The sequence below is a fragment of the Nocardiopsis alkaliphila YIM 80379 genome (assembly GCF_000341005.1).
GTDB lineage: Bacteria > Actinomycetota > Actinomycetes > Streptosporangiales > Streptosporangiaceae > Nocardiopsis > Nocardiopsis alkaliphila.
Genome location: NZ_ANBD01000136.1, coordinates 40,885 through 63,024 on the forward strand (window position 1 = coordinate 40,885; position 22,140 = coordinate 63,024).

At 67.5% G+C, this 22,140-nt stretch carries 16 protein-coding genes and 1 pseudogene; 5 read left to right on the plus strand and 12 right to left on the minus strand.

The genetic code is table 11. The features are described 5' to 3' along the window. Window positions 1–154: 154 nt before the first annotated feature. Both D472_RS0119235 and nrdR read right to left on the minus strand, forming a co-directional pair. Window positions 155–2,950, minus strand: coding sequence for a vitamin B12-dependent ribonucleotide reductase (locus D472_RS0119235; RefSeq protein ID WP_017606098.1), 2,796 nt, complete (start codon window positions 2,948–2,950; stop codon window positions 155–157). Between the two features lie 100 nt (window positions 2,951–3,050). Further along, window positions 3,051–3,551, minus strand: coding sequence for a transcriptional regulator NrdR (gene nrdR, locus D472_RS0119240; protein ID WP_017606099.1), 501 nt, complete (start codon window positions 3,549–3,551; stop codon window positions 3,051–3,053). A gap of 617 nt (window positions 3,552–4,168) precedes the next feature. On the opposite strand from nrdR, the gene lexA reads away from it, so the two are divergent. Together lexA and D472_RS0119250 are read left to right on the plus strand one after the other, a co-directional pair. After that, entirely contained in the window at window positions 4,169–4,900 is a 732-nt protein-coding gene (gene lexA / locus D472_RS0119245; RefSeq protein ID WP_017606100.1) for a transcriptional repressor LexA, read from the plus strand. Window positions 4,901–4,970: 70 nt separating this feature from the next. Then, entirely contained in the window at window positions 4,971–6,071 is a 1,101-nt protein-coding gene (locus D472_RS0119250) for an alpha/beta hydrolase family protein (RefSeq protein WP_051046034.1), read from the plus strand. Between the two features lie 109 nt (window positions 6,072–6,180). Here the strand turns inward: D472_RS0119250 and D472_RS0119255 are convergent, their stop codons facing one another. The 3 genes from D472_RS0119255 to leuS all read right to left on the minus strand — a co-directional run bounded on the left by D472_RS0119255 (window position 6,181) and on the right by leuS (window position 10,036). Further along, on the minus strand, window positions 6,181–6,837 hold the full coding sequence (locus D472_RS0119255; RefSeq protein WP_017606102.1) for a hypothetical protein: 657 nt from the start codon (window positions 6,835–6,837) through the stop codon (window positions 6,181–6,183). Then, on the minus strand, window positions 6,834–7,457 hold the full coding sequence (locus D472_RS0119260) for a hypothetical protein (RefSeq protein WP_051046035.1): 624 nt from the start codon (window positions 7,455–7,457) through the stop codon (window positions 6,834–6,836). Before D472_RS0119260 ends, D472_RS0119255 begins: the two co-directional genes overlap by 4 nt. A gap of 83 nt (window positions 7,458–7,540) precedes the next feature. Then, window positions 7,541–10,036, minus strand: coding sequence for a leucine--tRNA ligase (gene leuS, locus D472_RS0119265; RefSeq protein ID WP_017606104.1), 2,496 nt, complete (start codon window positions 10,034–10,036; stop codon window positions 7,541–7,543). Between the two features lie 256 nt (window positions 10,037–10,292). Between leuS and D472_RS0119270 the strand changes: the two genes are divergently transcribed. Then, the gene (locus D472_RS0119270; RefSeq protein ID WP_017606105.1) at window positions 10,293–11,873 is read left to right on the plus strand and encodes a long-chain-fatty-acid--CoA ligase; all 1,581 of its coding nucleotides are present in this window, start codon (window positions 10,293–10,295) and stop codon (window positions 11,871–11,873) included. A 78-nt stretch (window positions 11,874–11,951) separates the two neighbouring features. Here the strand turns inward: D472_RS0119270 and D472_RS26895 are convergent. After that, window positions 11,952–12,853: pseudogene (locus D472_RS26895) on the minus strand (carbohydrate ABC transporter permease). A 343-nt stretch (window positions 12,854–13,196) separates the two neighbouring features. Here D472_RS26895 and D472_RS0119280 point away from each other — a divergent pair. Next, a complete protein-coding gene (locus tag D472_RS0119280; protein WP_017606106.1) occupies window positions 13,197–13,493 on the plus strand; it encodes a hypothetical protein in 297 nt (98 codons plus the stop codon). A 29-nt stretch (window positions 13,494–13,522) separates the two neighbouring features. Here D472_RS0119280 and D472_RS0119285 read toward each other — a convergent pair whose 3' ends face one another. The 5 genes from D472_RS0119285 to D472_RS0119305 form a co-directional block, all read right to left on the minus strand. Next, window positions 13,523–14,422: a carbohydrate ABC transporter permease gene (locus D472_RS0119285; protein WP_026117873.1), complete on the minus strand. Its 900-nt coding sequence runs from the start codon at window positions 14,420–14,422 to the stop codon at window positions 13,523–13,525. Between the two features lie 50 nt (window positions 14,423–14,472). Beyond that, window positions 14,473–15,759 carry a sugar ABC transporter substrate-binding protein gene (locus tag D472_RS0119290; RefSeq protein WP_017606108.1) on the minus strand — a complete coding sequence of 429 codons (1,287 nt, stop codon included), beginning with the start codon at window positions 15,757–15,759 and terminating at the stop codon, window positions 14,473–14,475. A gap of 133 nt (window positions 15,760–15,892) precedes the next feature. Beyond that, the gene (locus D472_RS0119295; protein WP_017606109.1) at window positions 15,893–16,387 is read right to left on the minus strand and encodes a hypothetical protein; all 495 of its coding nucleotides are present in this window, start codon (window positions 16,385–16,387) and stop codon (window positions 15,893–15,895) included. A 168-nt stretch (window positions 16,388–16,555) separates the two neighbouring features. Then, window positions 16,556–17,842 carry an SAM-dependent methyltransferase gene (locus D472_RS0119300; RefSeq protein ID WP_017606110.1) on the minus strand — a complete coding sequence of 429 codons (1,287 nt, stop codon included), beginning with the start codon at window positions 17,840–17,842 and terminating at the stop codon, window positions 16,556–16,558. A 72-nt stretch (window positions 17,843–17,914) separates the two neighbouring features. Next, window positions 17,915–19,378: an FAD-binding oxidoreductase gene (locus D472_RS0119305; RefSeq protein WP_033304231.1), complete on the minus strand. Its 1,464-nt coding sequence runs from the start codon at window positions 19,376–19,378 to the stop codon at window positions 17,915–17,917. A 254-nt stretch (window positions 19,379–19,632) separates the two neighbouring features. Here D472_RS0119305 and D472_RS0119310 point away from each other — a divergent pair, with 254 nt between their 5' ends. After that, window positions 19,633–20,424, plus strand: a complete 792-nt coding sequence (locus D472_RS0119310; protein WP_017606112.1) for a glutamate racemase — start codon at window positions 19,633–19,635, stop codon at window positions 20,422–20,424. Between the two features lie 33 nt (window positions 20,425–20,457). Here the strand turns inward: D472_RS0119310 and D472_RS0119315 are convergent, their stop codons facing one another. Continuing rightward, window positions 20,458–22,086, minus strand: a complete 1,629-nt coding sequence (locus D472_RS0119315; protein ID WP_017606113.1) for a hypothetical protein — start codon at window positions 22,084–22,086, stop codon at window positions 20,458–20,460. Between the last annotated feature and the right edge of the window lie 54 nt (window positions 22,087–22,140).

The following is a 22,140-nucleotide window of genomic DNA, read 5'->3' on the forward strand; positions in this document are numbered from 1 at the left end:
GCCACCGGCAGGCACGTACGTCAAGTACGCGACGTACCTACTCAAGGGTCACCCCGGGTTCGCGCATGGCAACCACGGGTATGGACCACGCGGCCGCGACCGGGGAACACGAAGGGGGAGACGGCCGAACCGCCTCCCCCTGACGCGTGATGGATCAGCTACAACCGCTGGTGGCGCCGCAACCCTCACAGGCGTAGCAGCTGCCCGAGGGCCGCATCCTGGTCCCGCAGGTGATGCACAGCGGAGCGTCCGCCATGAAACCCTCCGAAACGGGGCGCGCGGCGGACGTCTCGGTGGGCTCCTCGACGCGGGCCGCCGGGGCCTCGGCCGGGGCGGCCGACTGGGCGTAGGACTCCACCTGGGCGGCGACCTGGGTCGGGTCATCGCCGTTGAGCCGGGCCTCACGCTCGGAGGCCGACAACACCCCCAGGGCGGCGCGCTCCTCGTAGGGCAGGTGGTCCAGGGCCAAGCGGCGGAAGATGTAGTCCACCACCGATTGCGCCATGCGGATGTCCGGGTCGTCGGTCATACCGGCCGGATCGAAGCGCATGTTGGTGAACTTCTCCACGTAGGTCTCCAACGGAACCCCGTACTGCAGGGCGATGGAGATCGCGATGGAGAAGGCGTCCATGACCCCGGCCAGGGTGGAACCCTGCTTGCCGAGCTTCATGAAGACCTCACCCAGACCATCGTCCGGGTAGGAGCCCGCGGTGATGTACCCCTCGGCACCGCCCACGGAGAACGAGGTGGTCTCACTGGGTCGCTTCTTGGGCAGTCGGCGACGGACCGGACGGACCACCTCGACGACCTCGGGGGACGGTGCCTCCTTCTTCTCACTCTTGCCGGTGGACAGCGGCTGGCCGACCTTGCAGTTGTCACGGTAGACGGCCAGGGCCTTGAGGCCCATGCGCCAGCCCTCGTAGTAGATGTGCTCGAAGTCGGCGACCGTGGCCTCCTCGGGCACGTTCACCGTCTTGGAGATGGCGCCGGACAGGAACGGCTGCACCGCGGCCATCATGCGCACGTGCCCCATGGGTTCGATGTAGCGGCGGCCCATGGCGCAGTCGAACACCTCGTAGTGTTCGGGGCGCAGCGAGGGCGCGTCCACCACGTGACCGTTCTCGGCCACGTACTCGACGATGGCCTCGCTCTGCTCATCCTGGTAGCCCAGGTTCTTCAGGGCGCGCGGGATCGCCTGGTTGACGATCTGCATGGAGCCGCCGCCGACCAGCTTCTTGTACTTGACCAGCGAGAAGTCCGGCTCGATCCCGGTCGTGTCGCAGTCCATCATGAAGCCGATGGTTCCGGTGGGAGCGAGCAGACTGGCCTGGGCGTTTCGCCAACCGTTGCGCTCGCCGACCTTGAGGCACTCGGCCCACTCGGCGGTGGCGGCGGCGTGGATGGGCTCCTCCAACGTACCCACGGTGCGCAGGTCGTCGTTGGCGGCGGCGTGCTTGCGCATGACCCGCTTGTGGGCCTGTTCGTTGCGCTTGTAACCGTCGTAGACGCCCACCACGCCGGCGAGTTCGGCGCTGCGCCGGTAGGCGGCGCCGGTCATCAGCGAGGTGATGGCACCGGCCACCGCACGGCCGCCCTCCGAGTCGTAGGCGTGGCCGGTGGCCATGAGCAGGGCACCCAGGTTGGCGTAACCGATGCCCAACTGGCGATAGGCGCGGGTGGTCTCACCGATCTTCTCGGTGGGGAAGTCGGCGAAGGTGATGGAGATGTCCATCGCCGTGATGACCAGCTCGGTCAGCCGGGTGAACTTCTCCACCTCGAAGGTGTCGTCCTCACGCAGGAACTTCAACAGGTTGATCGAAGCGAGGTTGCAGGAGGAATCGTCCAGCGACAGGTACTCGGAACAGGGGTTGCTCGCGCTGATCCGCCCGGTCTCAGGGTTGGTGTGCCAGTCCTGGATGGTGCCGTCGTACTGGATACCGGGGTCGGCGCATTCCCAGGCGGCCTTGGCCATGCGGTGGAACAAGGTCTTGGCGTCGACGGTGGCGATGACCTCACCGGTGGTGCGGGAGGTCAGGCCGAACTCGGACTCGCTCTCCACGGCGCGCATGAAGGCGTCGGAGACTCGCACGGAGTTGTTGGCGTTCTGGTACTGGACGCTGAACATGTCGTCGCCGCCCAGGTCCACGTCGAACCCGGCGTCGCGCAGGGCACGGATCTTGTGCTCCTCGCGGGCCTTGGTGTCGATGAACTCCTCGATGTCGGGGTGGTCGACGTCGAGCACCACCATCTTGGCGGCCCGGCGGGTGGCGCCGCCGGACTTGATGGTTCCGGCCGAGGCGTCGGCGCCGCGCATGAAGGAGACGGGCCCGGAGGCGGTACCACCGGAGGAGAGCAGCTCCTGGGAGGATCGGATGCGAGACAGGTTCACCCCCGCGCCGGAACCACCCTTGAAGATGATCCCCTCCTCCTTGTACCAGTCCAGGATCGACTCCATGGTGTCGTCCACGGAGAGGATGAAACACGCTGAGACCTGCTGGGAGGAAGTGGTCCCGACGTTGAACCACACGGGTGAGTTGAAGCTGAAGTACTGGTGGGACAGGGCGTACTTGAGCTCGTGGTCGAAGATCTCGGCGTCCTCGTCGGAGGCGAAGTAGCCGTTCTCACGCCCGGTTTCGGTGTAGACGCCGACGACCCGGTCGATGAGTTGCTTGAGGCTCCACTCACGTTCGGGGGTCCCGACCGCGCCACGGAAGTACTTGCCGGCCACGATCTGGGTGGCGTTCATCGACCAGGTGGTGGGGAACTCCACGCCACGCTGTTCGAAGTTGACGCTGCCGTCGCGCCAGTTGGTCATGACGACGTCGCGGCGTTCCCATTCGAGGGTGTCGTAGGGATGCGTGCCTTCGGTCGTGAAGATCCGCCCCATCTTCAGCCCCTTGCGCGGCTTCTTCCCCTTACGTCCCGTCGAACCGCTACTGATCTCCGTCATGACGCTCCCCGAGTGTCGTTCGTGCGCGGCCCTGTCATGGCCGCGTGGTCGTCCTATACCGTCGCGGCCGTTCCGGGCGATTCGGCGAGCGCCCCGGCCGCTACGAGGTGGTGTCGGCGGTGGTTACGGCCGGCTCGGAACCCTCGTCCGGTTCCCGGCGGCCCCGACGCAGGTCGGCGATCTCCGCTTCGAAGTCCGCCAGACTCTCGAAGCCTCGGTAGACACTGGCGAAGTGCAGGTAGGCGACCTCGTCCAAGTCCCGCATCGGCCCCAAGATGGCCAGTCCGATCTCGTGCGCGGGCACCTCGGCCACGCCTCGGCTACGGATCTCCTCCTCGACCTGTTGGCCGAGTTTGGCGAGGGCGTCCTCGGAGACGGGCCGGCCCTGGCAGGCACGTCGCACCCCGGCGATGATCTTGGTCCGGCTGAAGGGTTCGGTGACCCCGGAGCGCTTGGCGACCATGAGCAGGACGGTCTCCTGAGTGGTGAACCGGCGTTCACAGGCCGGGCAGGAGCGGCGGCGCCGAATCGCGGAACCGTCGTCGGTGGACCTGCTGTCGATCACCCGGGTATCCGGATGACGGCAGAACGGACAGTGCATCCTGATTCACCTGCTTCCCTCTACCCGGACCACAACCCTTGGGCCCACTGAGCCACAACTTCTGGGCATTGACCACGCTGGCAACACCAGATGTTGTGGTCGAACCTAGACCTAGTGAGCGTAGGCCGCAACCTTGCCGGGGGTGTGTCCCACGAGTGGGCCACAGAAGCAGGGCACGGCGGGGGTGGGGCTCGAAGACCGGGGCGCCGGCCCTCAAGGATACGGGCGGAAAGATCCACCCGCCCCCTCCCACCAACCCCGGAAAGGGTGATTCGTGTCCCGTGATCCCGGCCCCTCGGCGGCTGCCCGCTTCCGCCGGTTCCAAGGGTGGACTCGGTCTCGGTCAAGTGATCGAGAAAGCCGTTTTCGGCATTCGGAGGACACTGGGCAGGGAACAGGTGTACATACTTAACCGGGCCCCTGGGAAAGGGGCACCGAATAAGTGGGCCCGCCCCCGCCTACCTGTCGAACGCTTGTTTGATATCACCGTGCGCAACGACTAATCTTGAACTCGATTTCACGTCGGTCCCGCCACCCCGCAGACCACCGGGTCGGCAGGGCCGGCACCGGCCACCCGAACAGGCTCTGACCGAACCGAACGCCGAGGAGGCCCGGCCGTGCCGCAGGACAGCCCCGGAGTCATCGACTCCGGAAACACCACCGTTCTTTCGCCCGTGGACGACACGGACGGTGTCACGCCCGAAGCCCCCAAACTGACCGCCCGTCAACAGAGCGTTCTCAACTGCATCCAGCGTTACGTACGCGAGCGCGGTTTCCCGCCCTCCATTCGGGAGATCGGGGAAACGGTCGGCCTTTCCAGCCCTTCCAGCGTCGCGCACCAACTCAAGGTGCTTCAGCGCAAGGGTTACCTGCACCGCGACCAGAACCGGCCGCGCGCCGTCGAACTGCGCACCCCCGGCCGCGACCACACCCAGACCCTCACCTACGAGGAGCTGACCGCCGACGCCACCCGCGCCGCCTCGGTTCCGTTGGTCGGCCGGATCGCCGCCGGCGGCCCGATCCTGGCCGAGGAATCGATCGAGGACGTCCTGGCGCTACCCCGTCAGTTGGTCGGTGAGGGTCGCCTGTTCATGCTCACCGTGGTCGGCGACTCCATGACCGACGCCGCCATCACCGACGGTGACCTGGTGGTGGTCCGTCAACAGCCCACCGCGGAGAACGGCGACATCGTCGCGGCCATGCTGGACGACGAGGCCACGGTCAAGGTGCTGCGCAAGGAGGACGACGGGCACGTGCGCCTGATGCCGCGTAACGACGCCTACGAACCCATCGATGGCGACGACGCCACCATCGTGGGCAAGGTCGTCGCCGTCATGCGCCGCGTCTGAGCGGTGCGGCACCTGGAGAGAGCGGGGCGGCCAGGACGGGGGCCGTGGGGCAGCCGATACGCTGAGAGGCGTGTCCACAGCTGCCCACGCACCCGTCCTCTCCGCCCATGCACACCACCGTGGTCTCTTGGTCTCGGTGGTCGCCACCGTGGCCCTGTTCGCGACCTCCTGCACCCCCACGGACGAGGGGCCCGAACCGCCCGGGGTCAAGGGTGACGAACGCCAGGTGAGCTTCGAGGGCGGTGGGTTCACCGTCCAGGGCACCTTCACCGGCCCTGAGACCGGCGGTCATGACGGCGTGCCCGGAGCGCTCATCGTCTCCGGCAGCGGCCCCACCGACCGAGACGGCAACAATCCCGGACGGCCCGAAGCCGACACCAACCTCAACCTGTCCCGGGTCCTGAGCGCCGCGGGGGTCGCCTCCCTTCGCTACGACAAGCTCGGCAGCGGCGACCCGGACACTTGGGACGAGGCCGCGGTGGAGGTCGTGGAGGACACGGAGGCGTCGATCGATCCCGAAGTCTTCGACGCCCAGATGGCGGCCGCCTACACCGAACTGATCACCCAGCCCGAGGTGGACCCCGAACGGACCCTCATCGTGGGGCACAGTGAAGGTGCCCTGTTCGCCCTGCGCGCGCACGAGGTCCTCTCCGACGCCGAGCCCGCCCTGGTCCTGGCCGCCCCACCGGGAACACGCATGCTCGACGTCATCGATCGCCAACTCTCCGAACAGGTACGCACCGCCGAGGCCCAGGGAGCGATCGGTGAGGCCGACGCCGTGCGGATACTCTCCGACACCCGGATGGCCCGCGCCGCGGTCCGTTCGGGACGTGAGCTGACCGGAAGCGATTCGACCGGCTTGTTCAGCCCTCAGAACCAGGAGTTCCTCGCCTGGATCGACGCCTTCGATCCCGCCGAGCTCGCACGTGACCTCCCCTCCGACACCTCGGTACTGGTGCTGTGGGGTGAGGAGGACGCCCAGATCGCTCGCGAGGAGATCGATCGACTCATGGACGCTCTGGAGGACGCCGATCGGGTGGACCTCGCCGGGACCGACCACGTGCTTCGTGAATACGACGACTCCCCTGGCGCGGCCGCCCTCGACGCCGACCGAGCCTTCTCCCCCGACGTGGCACCGGCCGTGGAGGACTTCGTCGACGGACTCTGGTGAGCCTTCGCCGGTACGGACACGGCGCCGAGGCGGAGGCAGCACAGATACGGACACGGCGCCGAGGCGGAGGCGGCACAGATACGGACACGGCTGGCGGACTCGGTCGGGTTCAGTCGCTCTGGTGCTCTTCGATGCCCTCAGGAAGTTCCGCCACGATCGCTCGGGCCAGGCGCTCGGCCTCGGCCACGGCTTCGACGCCCTCGATCGAGTTCAGGGCATCGTAGTCGGTGGCTGCGGTGTAGCAGGATTCCAGGTACAGGTTGGAGACCCGCACCCCGGTGCAGCCGACCTCGAAAGCGCCCGGTTCGATCCAGGCCAGGGCCTCCTCGCCCAGGTCGTCGACCCTGTCGGCGTCGTTGCCCGAGGCGGTGGACTCCAGGGTCTGGGCCGCGTTCTCCTCGCCACCCTCGACCGGGGCGGCCACGAGCAGGAGGGTAGCGGCGGCGGGGACGGAGGAACCTTCGACCTCGGGAGTGCTCCAACGACACTGCCATCCGGTTCCAAAGGAGTCTTGGACGGTGCCGACGGTCTCCTCGACCTCCTTCTCGTAACCGGGCACCAGTTCGGCGAGCACATCGGTCTCACCGATCTCACATTCGGGTGCGGCCTCGTAGGCACCGTGTTCGGCCCTCTCGTCGAAGAGGTACCAGAGCAGCCACGCGAGGATGGCGATACCGAGCAGGGCCAGTGAGATCAGTAGCACCATCGCCGGCACACGGCTCTGCGGTGGTGGCGCCCCGGGGTCGGTCTCGTAGGCGCTGCTCACAGATCCTCCTCCAAGTGGGAGGCGAAATCCACGACGGTCTCCCGCGCGGTGTCGAAGGGGACCGGGTCGCCGTCGGCCTCGGCGGTGTAGGAGACCCGGACCAGCAGGTTCGCGGTGTGAAAGGCGAGTTCGGCGGTACCGGGGAGTTGTCCACGCCAGACCTGGGCCCGGGCGCCTCCGGCCAGGTCCACGGGTTCACCCCGTACCGGTGTCAGGGCGTCGTACGCCCGCGTGGCGGCCTCCTGACCGGTGATGCCGGATTCAATGGACTCGTTGGTGAAGTGGGCGGACATGTCCACTCTCAAGGCGCCCTGATCGACGTCGATCGCTCCGGCCGTGGTCCACACGCACACGCTGCTCTCCCCGCCTTGGAGGGGGCCGTGCTCGACGCTCTCCAAGGCGGCGCCGGGCAGGGCCTCGGCCAGTGCGTCCTCGGGGATCGCCTCGCAGGAGGGCGCCGCGCTGTGGGTGTCCTCTTCGTTGGGTGTTTCGGGGTCCTCACCGGCGATCCACAGGCCTCCAGCGATGGCCGCGGCCGAGACCACCACCGTTCCCGCCACGATGGTCGCCACTCGCGCCCACGGTCGGGGCTCGGCCTTCTCACCCTTCGCAGGGCCCACCCGGCACCGCCTCCTAGTAGGTGTCGTCGGCACGACCGTGAGGGGGCGGTGGCCACGGTCACGACCACCGCCCCTCAGGTGTGTCAGCCGACGACGATGTTGACCAGCTTGGGCGCGCGCACGACCACCTTGCGGACCGTCTTGTCACCGATGAAGCTCTGTGCCTTCTCCGAGGCCAAGGCCAGACGCTCCAGTTCGGCGGGGTCGATGTCGGGCGCCACGGACAGCTTGTCTCGGACCTTGCTCTGCACCTGAACGACACAGGTGACCGACTCTTGGACCAACAGTTCGGGGTCGGCCTCGCGCCAGTTGCCGACGGCGACGCTACCGGTGTGCCCCAGCTTCTCCCAGCCTTCCTCGGCCACGTAGGGCGCGAACAGGGACAGGGAGATGGCCACGACCTCGGCGGCCTCGCGCACGGCCGGGTCGGCGGCGCCAGGACCGGAGTCGATGGCCTTGCGGGCGGCCGAGACCAGTTCCATGCAACGGGCGATGGCCACGTTGAAGCGTTTGTCCTCGATCAGTGCGGTGATCTGGTCGATGGCGCGGTGGGTGGCGCGACGCAGTTCGATATCGCCCTTGGTGAAGTCCACGCCGGGCTTGGTCGCGGCGCCGGCCTCGTGCATGACCCGGTAGGCGCGGTTGAGGAACTTCAGCGCGGCGGTGGGCGAGACGTCGGCCCAGTCGACGTCCTCCTCCGGCGGGGAGGCGAACAGCATGGTCAGGCGCACCGCGTCCACACCGTAGGCGTCGATCTCCTTGCCCAGGTCCACACCGTTGCCCAGCGACTTGGACATGGCCCGACCCTGGTTGATGACCTGACCCTGGTTGGTCAAACGGGCGAAGGGTTCGGTGAAGTTCAGCATGCCCATGTCGTGCAGGACCTTGGTGAAGAACCGCGCGTACAGCAGGTGCAGGGTGGCGTGTTCCTTACCGCCGATGTAGTGGTCGACGGGGCCCCACTCGTTGACCGCCTCGGTGTCGAAGGGAGCGGTGTCCAGCTGCGGAGAGCAGTAGCGCCACGGATACCAGGACGAGTCCACGAAGGTGTCCATGGTGTCGGTGTCGCGCTCGGCGGGCCCACCGCACGAGGGGCAGTCCACGTTGACCCAGTCCTTGGCGGCGGCCAGCGGGGAGATGCCTTTGGGCGCTAGTTCGGCGCCCTTCAGCTCGGGCAGGGTGACCGGAAGCTGTTCGTCGGGGACGGGGACCTCGCCGCAGGAGGGGCAGTGGATGATCGGGATCGGAGTGCCCCAGTAGCGCTGGCGGGACAGCAGCCAGTCGCGCAGGCGGAAGTTGACGGTGGCCTGGCCGGTACCGCGTTCGGCCAAGACCTCGATGATGCGCTCGATGGCCTCGGTCTTGGACAGTCCGTCCAGCGGGCCGGAGTCGCGCAGGGTGCCTTCACCGGCGGTGGCCACGCCGGTCTCGGCCGGGTCGGGTTCACCGGTCTCGACCACGACCCGCACGGGCAGGTCGAAGGCCAGGGCGAAGTCCAGGTCGCGCTGGTCGTGGGCGGGGACGGCCATGATGGCACCGTGGCCGTACCCGGCCAAGACGTAGTCGGCGGCCCAGACGGGCATGCGCTCGCCGTTGACCGGGTTGATGGCGTAGCGACCCAGGAACACACCGGTCTTGGGTCGCTCGGTGGTCTGGCGCTCGATGTCGGAGAGCTTGGACACGTCGGAGCGGTAGGTCTCGAAGGCCTCACGCTGCTCGGGCGCGCACAGTTCCTCGGCCAGGTCGGCGTCGGCGGCCACCACGAAGAAGGTGGCTCCGTACAGGGTGTCGGGCCGGGGGGTGTAGACGGTGACCGGCTCGTCCCGGCCCTCGATCTCGAAGTGCACGTCGGCACCGGTGGAGCGGCCGATCCAGTTACGCTGCATGGCCAGGATCTCCTCCGGCCAGCGGCCGTCGTCGAGCTGGTCCATGTCGTCCAACAGGCGCTGGGCGTAATCGGTGATCTTGAAGTACCACTGATTCAGGGCACGACGCTCGACGTCGGAGCCGCAACGCTCGCACTTGCCCTGAACGACCTGTTCGTTGGCGAGCACGGTCTGGTCCTGGGGACACCAGTTGACCAGGCCGTCCTTGCGGTAGGCCAGTCCACGGTCGAAGAACCGGGTGAACAGCCACTGGTTCCACTTGTAGTACTCGGGGTCGCTGGTGTGGATGCGCCGGGACCAGTCCACGGCCACGCCGTAGCGGGCCATCGAGGCGGCCTGCGTCTCGATGTTGGCGTAGGTCCACTTCTCCGGGTGGGAGTTGTTCTTGATCGCCGCGTTCTCGGCGGGCAGGCCGAAGGAGTCCCAGCCGACCGGGTGCAGGACGTTGTCACCGCGCTGGAGGCGGTAGCGACCGATGACGTCACCGATGGCGTAGGCCTCGGCGTGACCCATGTGCAGGTCACCGGAGGGGTAGGCGAACATGTCCACGATGAAGGAACGGGGCCGGTCATCCGCCGGGTCCTCGCTCGCCTGGAACGGGAGTTCGGCGGCCCAGCGCGCCTGCCACTTGTCCTGGAGGGCGCGGGCGTCGTAGGTGTCGCCCGTCGTCTGGTCGCCGTCTACCGCTGTCATCGCTGAAAATCCTTAGCCGGTTCTGGGTATGTCGTTTTCAGGTTAGCGCTTGCCGCACCCGGGAAAAGACCGCTTCCAGGGCTCCCTCCTTCGTCCGAGGGGGGATCGGCGCCGCCTGGGCGAATTCGAGACCTCTCGACCCTCCACACCGACCGTCCGGTTTGTTACTCTTCCGTCAAAGTGGCACAGAGCACGAGACCCAGGTCACGCCTGGTTTCGTGCTACCTGTCCGGATCAGCTTGCCGCGGGAGGCCCCATGTTCAACTTGTCCACGCTTCTTGAAGACGGCGCTCGGTCCGTTCCCGAGAAGGAGTGTCTGGTCTTCGGTGACACGCGCCTGAACTACGCGATCACCGACATGATCGCCAACCAGGTCGCGAACCTGCTCGTGGCCCGGGGGATCGAGCCGGGCGACCGGGTGGCGCTCGCCAGTCCCAACCTGCCCTACTTCCCCTTCGTGTACTTCGGTGCTCTCAAGGCCGGCGCCGTGGTGGTCCCCCTCAACGTGCTCCTGACCCCGCGGGAGATCGCCTACCACCTGGAGGACTCCGGGGCCAAGGCGCTCTTCTCCTTCACCGGTTCACCCGAGCTTCCCCTGGGGGAACGCTCCTTCGAGGCCTTCAACCAGGTGGACACCTGTGAGGTCTTCGTGGACATGCCCGCCGAGGCGGGCGCCACGGAGTCCACCATCGAGGGCGCCGAGACCATCTGGGCGGCCCTGAACGGCCGGCCGGGCACCTTCGAGACCGTGCAGCGCAACGGTGACGACACCGCCGTCATCATCTACACCAGCGGCACCACCGGCCGCCCCAAGGGCGCCGAACTGAGCCACACCAACCTGATGATGAACGCGGTGGTCGCCTCCAGCATGGTCAACCCGCACCCGGAGGGTCGGGACGTCTCCTTGGTCGCGCTGCCGCTGTTCCACATCTTCGGACAGACGGTCATGCTCAACGCCGTCCTGTACCGGCACGGCACCATGGTCCTGCTACCACGTTTCGACGCCGACCAGGCTCTGACCCTCATGCAAAAGGAAGGCGTCACCGGCTTCGCGGGCGTGCCCACCATGTACTGGGGCCTGCTGAACGCCGCCCAGGCCGCCGCACCGGGCAAGTACGACCTGGAAGCGATCACCGACAACATCGTCGACGCCGTCTCCGGTGGCTCGGCCTTGCCCGCCCAGCTCGCCGAGGACTTCACCAAGTCCTTCGGGGTGGGCATCAAGGAGGGCTATGGCCTGTCCGAGACCTCACCGGTCGCCTCGTTCAACAACCCCAACACCGGGGCCAAGACCGGCTCCATCGGTCGCCCGGTCTGGGGTGTGGAGATGAAGCTGATCGACCCCGAGTGGAACGAGGTCGTCAAGGAGGGCGAGGAGGACCCGGTCGGTGAGATCGCCATCCGCGGCCACCTGGTCATGAAGGGCTACCACAACCGTCCCGAGGTCAACGCCGAGGTGCTCAAGGACGGTTGGTTCCGCACCGGGGACATCGCCCGCCGCGACGATGACGGGTTCTACTTCATCATCGACCGTTCCAAGGACATGATCATCCGTGGTGGTTACAACGTCTACCCGCGTGAGGTCGAAGAGGTCCTGATGACCCACGAAGCGGTCAGCCTGGCCGCCGTGGTGGGTGTTCCCCACGACACCCACGGTGAGGAGATCAAGGCGTTCGTGATCCTCAAGGAGGGTGCCGAGGTCACCAAGGAAGAGCTGACCGCGTTCGCCCAGGAGCGGATGGCCGCCTACAAGTACCCGCGCCAGATCGAGTTCCGCCCCGAGTTGCCGATGACCTCCACCGGCAAGATCCTCAAGCGCGAACTGCGCGAAGGCTGAGTCGTAAGGGCCGAGAGGGGCCGTCCCCGGACTCGTGCCGGGGCGGCCCCTCTTTCGTGTCCGTCCGTCTTCGAGGGCTCAGCCCTTGACGGCCCCTTGCACCAGCCCCGCGACCAGCCAACGCTGCACGAGGACGAAGAACACCATCACCGGGATGGTGATGATCGTGGAGGCGGCCATGACGTGCCCCCAGTCGTTGGCGTACTGACCGAAGAACTGGCGCAACCCCACCGCCACCGTGTAGTTCTCGCTCTGTGTCATGAACGTCATCGCCAGCACGAACTCGTTCCAGGCCACGATGAAGGAGAAGATCGCCGTGGCCACCAGTCCCGGTGCGACCAGTGGGAACAGCACCTTCCAGAACATCTGCGGCCAAGAGGCGCCATCGATGTAGGCGGCCTCCTCCACCTCCTTGGGGACCGCCGCGACGAAGCCGCGCATCATCCATATCGCCAGTGGCAGGGGGNNNCCAACACGGTGTTGAGCATCTGGAGGTCGCGTACCTGGATGAACAACGGGATGACCAGCGCCTCCAACGGCACCATCTGCACGATGAGCACCATGACGAGCACGGCCGTGCGGAACCGAAAGCGAAAGCGGCCCACCGCCACCGCGGCCAGCATCGCGAGTACGCAGGCGATGGCCACGGTGATCGCGGCGACCGTCAACGAGTTGCGCAGGTACAGCAGGAAGTTTCCCTCGACCAGGACGTACCTGAAGTTCTCCAGGGTGAAGGAGGTGGGCAGCAACGCGCCGGTTCCGGAGGTCGCCCGCTCGGAGAAGGCACTGACCAACATGAAGTAGACGGGGAACAGGGTGAAGAACAGCAAGGCGCTCACACCCGCCGCCTTGCCCAGAACGCGACCCGCCCTCAGGGTGTCGCCGCGTCTGCGGGCCGCCCGTACCCGAGCCTGCCAAAGGACCTCGTCCCCGGGCGCGGCGGAGGTGTCATCGGTGGTTCGGGGACTAGAGGTGACCATCGGCCCTCCTTCGAGGACGGGGGCAAAACCGGCGGGCGCCCGCTCCGGACGGGTCGGACGCCTGGAAGCAGGTTCCAAGGCGTGTTCCGTGGACGCCATCCGTCGCGAGCGGCCGTTCCGGGGGTGCCGGCGGCACGGGGCCGAAGATCAAAGTGCCCCTACCGGGCACCTCTGGCGAGTTCGCCGGGGTCACACGGCCAGGGCCGATCCGGGTTCGGTCCTGGACCGATGAGAACGTGATGGCGGTACCACCGAGACGCCGCACGGCAGGGTATGTGTCCGCAGGACATGCCCTAGAATCCCCTTCGTTCCCCACGGGGCAGGCCGTACGGAAAAAGGTGAGGTGAGCCGTGTGAACGCCCCTTCCTCGCTCACTCCCACCGAGGTGATCGCCGCCTGGATCCCTCATGACGCCCGGTTCCGGAAGAGTGCCGCCAGGCACGCCCGTGAAGATCCCAGTGGACGACGGCTGCACCGATACGTCGATGGTCTGATCAACCGGGACAACGACGACGGCAGCCCTCTGTGCGAGGAGGGTCTGCGTACCATGGCCGCGGTGCGCGAAGACCTGGACCGGCGTCCCCTGGCGTCGGTGGATTGGCGCGTGGTACGGGAGCGACTGGTGGCCGGTCTGGGTTGATCGGCGCGCGCCACCGCTCTTGGGACACCTCATTCGATCTCGTCCTCTCGGAACAGAGCGCGCAGGTACACGACGGTGACGCCCAGGAGCAGCAGCGTGAGCATGACCGCGATGGCCGAGCCCATGCCGAAGTCGTTCTGGCCGAAGGAACGCACGTAGGACCACACTCCCAGGTTGAGCATCCGAGATCCTCCGACGTCACCACCGGGCATCAGGTAGATCTGCGCGAACACCTTGAAGTCCCAGATCGTTGACAGCACGGTCACCACCGCGAACACCGGTCGCAGGGTGGGAAACGTGACGTGCCAGAAGCGCTTCCACGCTCCGGCTCCGTCGATGCGGGCCGCTTCGTACAGTTCCCTGGGCACGGTGAGCAACCCGGCCAAGACGGTGACGGCCACGAACGGGAACCCGCTGTGCACGATGTTGAGGGTGACGATCGCGTAGAACCAGAACCGGTCGGCGAACCAGTTGTGCCCGCTCTGATCGATCAGGCCGAGGGAGGACAGGGCCTGAGCGACCACCCCTTGGTCGACGTCGAAGATCCAGATCCACACGTAGGTGCCGCTGACCGCCGGCATGGCCCAGGCCACCATGATGCAGGAGACCACGACGATTCGGGGCACGGGGGCGAGGGCGGCCAGCAACAGGGCCACCAGGGTGCCGAGCACGACCGTCGTGATCACCGCGACCACGGCGAACACCACCGTGTTGACCAGGACGATCCGCCATAGGTACGGGTCGGTCAGCAAGGTGACGTAGTTGGCCAGACCGATGAAGTCGGACTCACCCGAGACCAGGTTGCGCAACTTGAAGTCCCGGAAGGACAGCCACACGATCCGGCCGATGGGGAAGAGCAGCAGGAGTGCGATGACCCCTAGAGGGAGGCCGAGCAGGGCCCACGGCAGGAGCGCGCGCCGCCCCCGCATACTCAGGAACGGCGCGCGCGCCGACCGCCGACGGGTCGGTTCGACCCGCATCAACGGCCCTCGTTGAGGATGTTCTCGATGGCCTCGGCAGCGGCCGCGGTGGCCTCCTCAACGGTGGCGTCACCGTTGAGGATGTCCTGCTGCATCTTGACGACCACACCCTCGGCCTCGACCTGTGACCAGGCGGGCACGGCCGGAGTGCTCTTGCCGGCCTCGAGCAACTGGGTCGCGAACGGCCGAACCAGCGGGTCCTCGGAGTTCGCGTACTCCTCGATCTCCGCCACACCGGCTGGGAAGAAGCCACTCTCCTCACCCCAGCGCTCGAAGAACTCCCCGCTGGTGAGGAGGTCGACGTAGTGCCATCCGGCTTCCTCGTTGCCGGTGCCTTCGAACACCGACAGTAGGGAGCCGCCGGCGAAGGATTCGGTGTAACCCTCCTCCTGACCGGGCAGTACGAAGACCCCTAGCCTGCCTTCCAGGTCCGGGTTGTTCTCGATGATGGCCTTGGGGTTGGAGCTGTTGGAGATCGCCATGATGGCCCGCTCATCGGAGAGCTGTTCCATGACGTCGATCTCGTTCCAGTTGACCGCACCCGTGGTGGACAGGTCGTCCTTCAGGGACAGATCCGTGAAGAACTCGATCCCGGCGCGCCCCTCGGGTGAGTCGAGGGTGGAGGTCCAGGTGCCGTCGCTCTCCTGCGTGGCGAGCTCACCACCGCCGCCCCAGACCCACGGCATGACCGAATACTGGGCGTCGCCCGGCACCGGAAAGGCGATCATGTCCTCTTCCGCCTCGGCGAGGTCCATCGCGGTCTCGCGCAGTTCTTCCCAGTTCGCGGGTTCCTCGTGGCCGTGCTCCTCGAAGATGTCCTTGCGGTAGATGATCGAGCGGATCGACGCGTACCAGGGCACGCCATAGGCGGCGTCGTCGATGACGCCCATCTCGTACATCTGCTGGTGGAAGCGGGAGGGATCGTCGATGTAGCCGGACAGATCGTGCAGGGCTCCGGCGTCGGCGAATTCGGGGGTGAAGGTGGTGCCCAGCTCGACGACGTCGGGCATCGTGCCACCCGCGATGGCGGTGGTGATCTTGTCCTGGGCATCGGCCCAGGGCACGAATTCGACCTGGGCTTCGATGCCCGTCTGTTCGGTGTAGGCCTCGTTGACCGAGTCGAAGAACTCCGAGGCGTCGGGGTTGGTCCCCTCCATGATCCAGACCTGGAGGGTGTCGGTGCCCCCATCACCGGTACCGTCGTCGCCGCAGGCCGTGGCCGCAAGCATCAGGGCCAGCGTGGCCGCTGGGAGGGGAACGTACTCGTGTACTCGTTTGCGGGCCATCGGCTCGTCTCCCGTTCCGTTCGTGGCTGCCCCGAGGGTTGGTAGGAAACCTACGTAAATAACACCCGCTTGTGAAGTAAACCACTAGGACTTGTTTCTGAGCTGTTAGGCGACTCGAAAGGGGCGAAGGTCCTCACTCACTCAGACCGGTCACCTGACGCAGGGTGGAAACGAGTTCGGCGCGCTTGTAGACGGCCGAACCGATGGCGGCGCAGAAGGCCGCGAGCATGTGGACGTAGATCATGGGGTCGCCCCGGGTGAACCGTTCGGCCGCCTCCTCCTCACCGACCGAGTGCGCCTCCCAAGCCGTGGAGACAGCGAACTCCAGCTCGGGTGGGAGCATCTCGGCGACGGTGCGGGCCACCGCCTCCCGGGAGTCGGCGGGCTTCCACACCACACCGGTGGCCTGGACCCGACGGCTGAGGAAGGCCGCGAGCACCTTGAGTTCGGAAAGGACGTCGGCGGCGTCGTCGGCCGCTCGAGGGATCGTCCGATCCAGTTCGTCACGGTCGTGGCCCACGTAGGCGCCCACCAGAGCGATCGCGGTCTCCTTGACGTGGTCCGGTGGGTCGGCCTCGAAAGCGGGGGTGGGCTCGTCGGGTTCGGGGGCGTGGTCATCGAAGGACACTTCTGGTCCCTTCACGGCTACGGAGTACGAGTGTGTCGTCACCATGATGCCGTCTGGACGTCCTCGGGCGAGGCAGGCCGTGGGGGTGTTCGCCGCACGGTGAACACCCCCACGGCCCGTGGAGGGGCCACGGACCCGAGATTCGGCAAGGGCCCGTTCCCTTCGGGTTCAGAAGGTGGGTCGCAGCGGCATGTGGGATTCGGTGCCGTCGAGTTTGACGCCCAGGATCTGGTGGAGTTGCACGACGTCGCGCTCGAAGCCCAACACGCACCCGGCCATGTACAGCCGCCACACCCGGGCGGTGCCCTCCCCGACCTCCGCGACGGCCTCCTCCCAGTGGCGCTCCAGGTTGGCGCCCCAGTGGCGCAGGGTCAGGGCGTAGTGCTCACGCAGGTTCTCCTGGTGACGGATCTCGAACCCGTTGTCGTTCATGGCGACCTGGATCCGGCCGGGTCCCTCCAGTTCGCCGTCGGGGAACACGTAACGGTTGATGAACCCCTTGGGGTTCATGGCTTCCAGGTCGTTGCGCGGGCGGGTGATGCAGTGATTGAGCAACCGTCCCCCCGGGACCAACTTGTCGTTGAGCGAGGCGAAGTAGGTGTCCAGGTTCCGGGCACCGACGTGTTCGGTCAGACCGATGGAACTGATCCGATCGAAGCTGCCGTCGGGCACGTCCCGGTAATCCATGTGCCGGATCTCGGCGAGGTCGCCCAACCCCTCTTGGGCGATCTTCTTGGCGCCCCACTCGGCCTGTTCCTTGGACAGGGTCACCCCGAGCACCTTCACTCCGTGTTCCCGGGCGGCGTGCAGGACCATGCCGCCCCAACCACAGCCCACGTCGAGCAGGGTCATGCCCTCTTCCAAGCCGAGCTTGCGGGACACGAGGTCGTACTTGCGGAACTGGGCGCTCTCCAGGGCCCCATCGAAGGCCCCGACCCGCTCTCGCCTGCCGTCATCGTCATCGAAGACCGCGCAGGTGTAGGTCATGGACGGGCCCAGGACCATCTCGTAGAACTCGTTGGAGACGTCGTAGTGGTGCTGGATGACCTCGGCGTCGCGTTCCCTGGAGTGGCGCGGCCCTCGTCCCAGCAGAGTCTTGCGACGCATCTCCTGAGGCGGTGGAGCCACCCGGTTGACGAACTTGACCCAACCCACGGAACGGATGATTTGGACGAGGTCGCGGACGGAGGGGGTGGTGTCCCTGCCGAGGGCGAAGTCCGCCACCCGTCTCAGGGCGGTGTACAGGTCACCCTCCACCTCCAGGTGGCCGGTGACGTAGGCGCGGGCCAAACCCACCGCGTTCGGTGACTGGACCAGGTAGTTGACGGCGACCGGGGTACGCACGTTCAGTGCGACGTCACTGTTCGGGTCACCCGCGGAACTGCCGTCGTAGGCGGTGAACCGGATCGGCGCACCGGGCCCCACCACACGTTCGAAGATCTCTGCGAGCCGCATTGCTGTTTCCCTCCTCCTCACGGGTACGGCCCAAGAACCACGGGCGCGCCCCGATGGTGGTGTCCAGACTGCTCAGCGATTGCGTACGCACTTGGCGTACAGGTCCAAGAGTCGCCCCTGTGGGTCGTGTGTCTCCTTGAGGTCGCGGTAGGCGGCGCCGTTGTACAGGTCCCAGAACTCGTCCTCGGTGTAGAAGGAGTCCGAGTACAGGGACTTGTGGCCGCCGAGTCGGGTGACCTCCTCCTCGATGAGGAGGTTGTGGTGGGCACGGCGCTGTCCCGGCTTCATGTCGACCATGCCCCAGAACCCGAAGTTCACGTACAGGCGGTCGTTCTCCAACGGGTAGAGCGGCCACACGTGCTCGTCGTCGGTCATGCCGGGACGGCGTGGTTCACGGAGCCGGATCGGACACATCCACACGGGGCTCATTCCGATCCGGGCGTGGAAGAAGTCCAGGAAGTCCGCCCCGCGTTCCACGCCCACCTCGATGTCCTGGATGAGCGGCTCCTGCTGGGGACGGCCCCGGTAGTGGTTGAGGAGCCTGGAGAAGTCGGTGCGCCGGTCCCAGGCCACGAGGCGACGGTAGACGTCGGAGCGTTTGAGGGAGCGAGGCCATAGCGGACGCACCAACGGGTTCTGGGTGCCGAAGGCGCGGGAGCACCAGAACCAGTCGGTGTCCCATCGCCACAGGTAGTCCTCGATCGTGAGGTAGTCGCCCGGCCCGGTACCGGCGTAGCGCGGGATGGACCGGTAGTAGACGTCGTTACCGGTGTAGTCACTGGTCCAGGGCGCTTGGTCGGTGAAGCGGGCCAGGGTCAGGTAGAGCTCGTCGGGGGCGAAGACCACCCCGTCCACGAAGTCGACCCGCTCACCGTCGTAGGCGGCGTCGGCACAGATCCGGTTCAAGGCGTCCATGGTCTCGCTCGCGTCGAAGAAGCGCAGGTGACGCAAGTGCACGTACGCGGAGACCGGTTCCAGTTCGATACGCAGGCGCAGAGCGTATCCGAGCGTTCCGTAGGAATTGGGGAACCCGTGGAAGAGGTCCCGGTGTTCGTTGTCGCGGGTGGCCGTGAGCACCTCGCCTGAGCCGGTGAGGATCTCCATCTCCTGAACCGACTCGTGCGGCAGCCCGTTGCGGAACGAGGAGGACTCCACCCCCAGGCCGGTGACGGCCCCGCCCAGGGTGATGGTGCGCAGCTGGGGCACGACCAAGGGCATCAGGCCATGGGGCAGGGTGGCGGCGACCAGGTCCTCGTAGGTGGTCATGCCACCGACGTCGGCCAGACGCTCGAGGGGATCGATGGAGATGACCCCGGAGAACGCGGAAACGTCGAGGGACGGGGACGTGGAGGGTTCCCGGAAGCGGAAGAGGTTGGAGGTGGGTTTGGCCAACCGGACCGGAGCCCCGGGGGGCAGCGCGCGGTAGTCCCGGCGCAGTCGTTGGACCGCCGCGACGTGTTCGGCGAATCCCTCACCGGGAGCGGAGTCGCCGATCCTCACCCGCCGCGGAGTCGTATCGGGTCGTTCACGGGTCATACCGGCTCCCTAACGGTTCGACGGACTCGGCGTGGGTCGCCCGGGCGGCGGTGAGGGGGCCGACGCGGGCCGACTTCCTCTGTTCTACCCATCGGTAACGGTCTTGTGCCACCCCATTTCGGTACGTGTCCTACCCGGCTTCGGCCACAACCGGACAGCCCGAGAAGAGTCTTTCCGTGGCGCCTCGGTAACGACCCCCCGGCGACCTGGTGCGTTGTCGGTATCACCCGAGGAGCCGCATAGGATTCCGTTCCGTGCGCATCGCTCTCGTTGATTCCGGCATCGGCATGTTGTCCACGGCGGCCGCCCTGCGTGCGGCCCGGCCCGACGCCGACTTGTTCCTGTCCATGGACCCGGACCACATGCCGTGGGGTCCTCGCGCCCCCGAGCAGGTGATCGAGCGTGCCCTGGCCGGTGCCGACGCCGCCGCACGAGCCGCCACCGAGGACGGCGGACCCTTGGACGCCGTCGTGGTGCCGTGCAACACCGCGTCCGTGCACGGCTTGGACGCGCTGCGCGCGAGGTACGAACCGGCCGTCCCGGTGATCGGTACGGTGCCCGCGATCAAACCGGCCGCGGCCGCGGGTACACCGATCGCGGTGTGGTCGACCGAGGCCACCACCCGCAGTGCCTACCAGCGCGGCTTGGTCGAGACCTTCGCCAAGGACGTGGCCGTGACCCCGGTGGCCTGTGTGGGCCTGGCCGAGGCCGTGGAGTCCGCCGATCCCGAGCGGATCGCCGAGACCGTGGGCTACGCCGCCGCGCTGACTCCGGCGCGGGTACGCGGGGTGGTCCTCGGCTGCACCCACTACGACCTGGTGGGACAGCAGATCTCGGAGGCCTTGGGGGGCCGTACCGAACTGTTCACCGCCGCCGACGCGGTCGCCGCCCAGGCTCTGCGCCGAATCGGTGCGGCGGAGCGTCCGGTCGAACGTGTGGGCCGGGTACGGGTATTGGCCAGTGGCCGCCCCGCCACGCTGCCCCCGGCGGCCCTGACCTACCCCGCGGGGCGCTTCCTGTGGGACGAGGCCCCCGCCGAGCCCTGAGACCTTCGGCAGGGCCGCCCCCAGACCGTGTGTTCAGCGTGGCTCGTGGGCGCCGGCGACCTGGGCCATGGGAGAGGCGTGCTCCACGCGCCGGTGGGTCGTCTCCCCGGCGCGGTGCGGCTCTTCGGATCGGAGCCGTACGGGTCGGCCCTGCGCCGGAGGGTCCTGTTCTGGCGTTTCCATCTGGGGAAGGGCACCGGCGGCGAGCGTGCGGACCAGGTCGCGCACCCCGGCGGTGTCGTTGTCGTGTAGCAGGCTCTCCAGCAACGACAGGGCCGCCCGCTGGTCCCCAGGGCGTGCTCGAACGTGATGCCAGTGCGGTCGGGTGGCGACGTCGGAGAGCATGAGCGTGCGCCCCACCTGACCGAGCGCGCTCAACAGGGCCGAGTCGTGCGGAAGCGTGGCCAGCGCCGCGCTGACCTGTTCGGCCTGCTCCTCGGGGTCGACCTCCTGCGCCGGTTGGGCGCGCAGGAACTCCAGGATGTTCTGGGCCGGGGCCATCGGCCGGACCGGATTCATCGCCCGCACCATCGAGCGCGCCTCGGCGAGGTCACCGATGATCTCCTCGGTCCCACCGAGTTCATGGACGAGGCGTTCGGCCCGCTGCGCCGAGCACTCGGCGACCCAGCGGGCTCCCCTGCCGCCGGCCAGTCGGGTGGCCGTCAGGGCCATCTCCGCACCACGGCGCGGCGCTCCCACCCGCTCGAAGTAACGTGACCAGGTGGTCATCCGCACCCCGAGTCGCCAGTCGTTGCGCACGCTCCCCTGGCAGACCAGGTTCTCCACGGCCTCCGCCCAGGCCGGGCGCAGGTTCGGGCAGGCCTCGGCCTCTTCCACGGTGGGCAGCAGGGCGATGGCCTTGTAGGCGTCGCACAGGCCCAGACGGGCCAACCAGGACAGCAGGCGAGCGCGTTCGAAACGGATCGTGCGGAGCAGGGCTAGGCGACGCGGATCGGCGGCCCCCCTCTCCTCGCCCGGTCCGAGTCCGGCCTCCATTCGGTCCAGGGCGTCCAGGGCGTCACTGTGCTTGTCCTGGTGCCGCAACGACCTGACCAGAGCGAGCATCCCTTCGGCTCCGAGTAGGGCCGGACCGGTGGCGGTGTGTTCGTAACGGCGCAGTTCGGCCTCTGCCCGCTCGGGGCGCCCTTCGTCCACGAGCAGATGTACCCGTGCCAGGATGAACGCGGGCCAGGCCGGGGTGTCCTCCCAACCGGACAGGTTGCGAGAGGAGAGCAGATCTCGGCGGATCTCGGTGCTCCCCCGGGAATCGATGTTGGCGTGACAGCGCACCAACGAGGTCCGCGCGGACACCGGAAGGGGCCCGTGGATCCGTGGTGCGGGTTCGTCACGGACCGCGCCCTGCGCTTGGTCCAGAGCACGGCGCCCCTCCCCCAGGGCGCCCACCCGCACGGCGAGCGGCCAGTGCGCCAAGAAGAACAGGGTCGGTGGTCCGAACACACCTGGCACCGCGGCCTCTCGGTTACCCGCCTCGGCCACCAGCCGCCTGGCGGTACGCATCGCCGACCGCGCCAGTGCCTCCACCTTGACCGCGTCGCCCGCTTCACTGAGCCGTGGCAACGTGGTGACCGCCTCGGCGAGTTCCTCCTGGCCGGCGGCGCGGATCCGGCGCGCCGTCTCCCCCGCCCATGTCCACATCGGCATGTCTCATCTCCCCCTGACTGAGCCGCGTGCGAACAGAACGTAGCAGTGTGGTGA

What these genes read in the sequence shown, in the direction of transcription:
- D472_RS0119290 (WP_017606108.1), bottom strand. Translation starts at nt 15,759, where the DNA reads ATGGCCCGCAAACGAGTACACGAGTACGTTCCCCTCCCAGCGGCCACG.
- nrdR (WP_017606099.1), bottom strand. Translation starts at nt 3,551, where the DNA reads ATGCACTGTCCGTTCTGCCGTCATCCGGATACCCGGGTGATCGACAGC.
- D472_RS0119305 (WP_033304231.1), bottom strand. Translation starts at nt 19,378, where the DNA reads ATGACCCGTGAACGACCCGATACGACTCCGCGGCGGGTGAGGATCGGC.
- D472_RS0119315 (WP_017606113.1), bottom strand. Translation starts at nt 22,086, where the DNA reads ATGCCGATGTGGACATGGGCGGGGGAGACGGCGCGCCGGATCCGCGCC.
- leuS (WP_017606104.1), bottom strand. Translation starts at nt 10,036, where the DNA reads ATGACAGCGGTAGACGGCGACCAGACGACGGGCGACACCTACGACGCC.
- D472_RS0119300 (WP_017606110.1), bottom strand. Translation starts at nt 17,842, where the DNA reads ATGCGGCTCGCAGAGATCTTCGAACGTGTGGTGGGGCCCGGTGCGCCG.
- D472_RS0119270 (WP_017606105.1), top strand. Translation starts at nt 10,293, where the DNA reads ATGTTCAACTTGTCCACGCTTCTTGAAGACGGCGCTCGGTCCGTTCCC.
- D472_RS0119235 (WP_017606098.1), bottom strand. Translation starts at nt 2,950, where the DNA reads ATGACGGAGATCAGTAGCGGTTCGACGGGACGTAAGGGGAAGAAGCCG.
- D472_RS0119285 (WP_026117873.1), bottom strand. Translation starts at nt 14,422, where the DNA reads ATGCGGGGGCGGCGCGCGCTCCTGCCGTGGGCCCTGCTCGGCCTCCCT.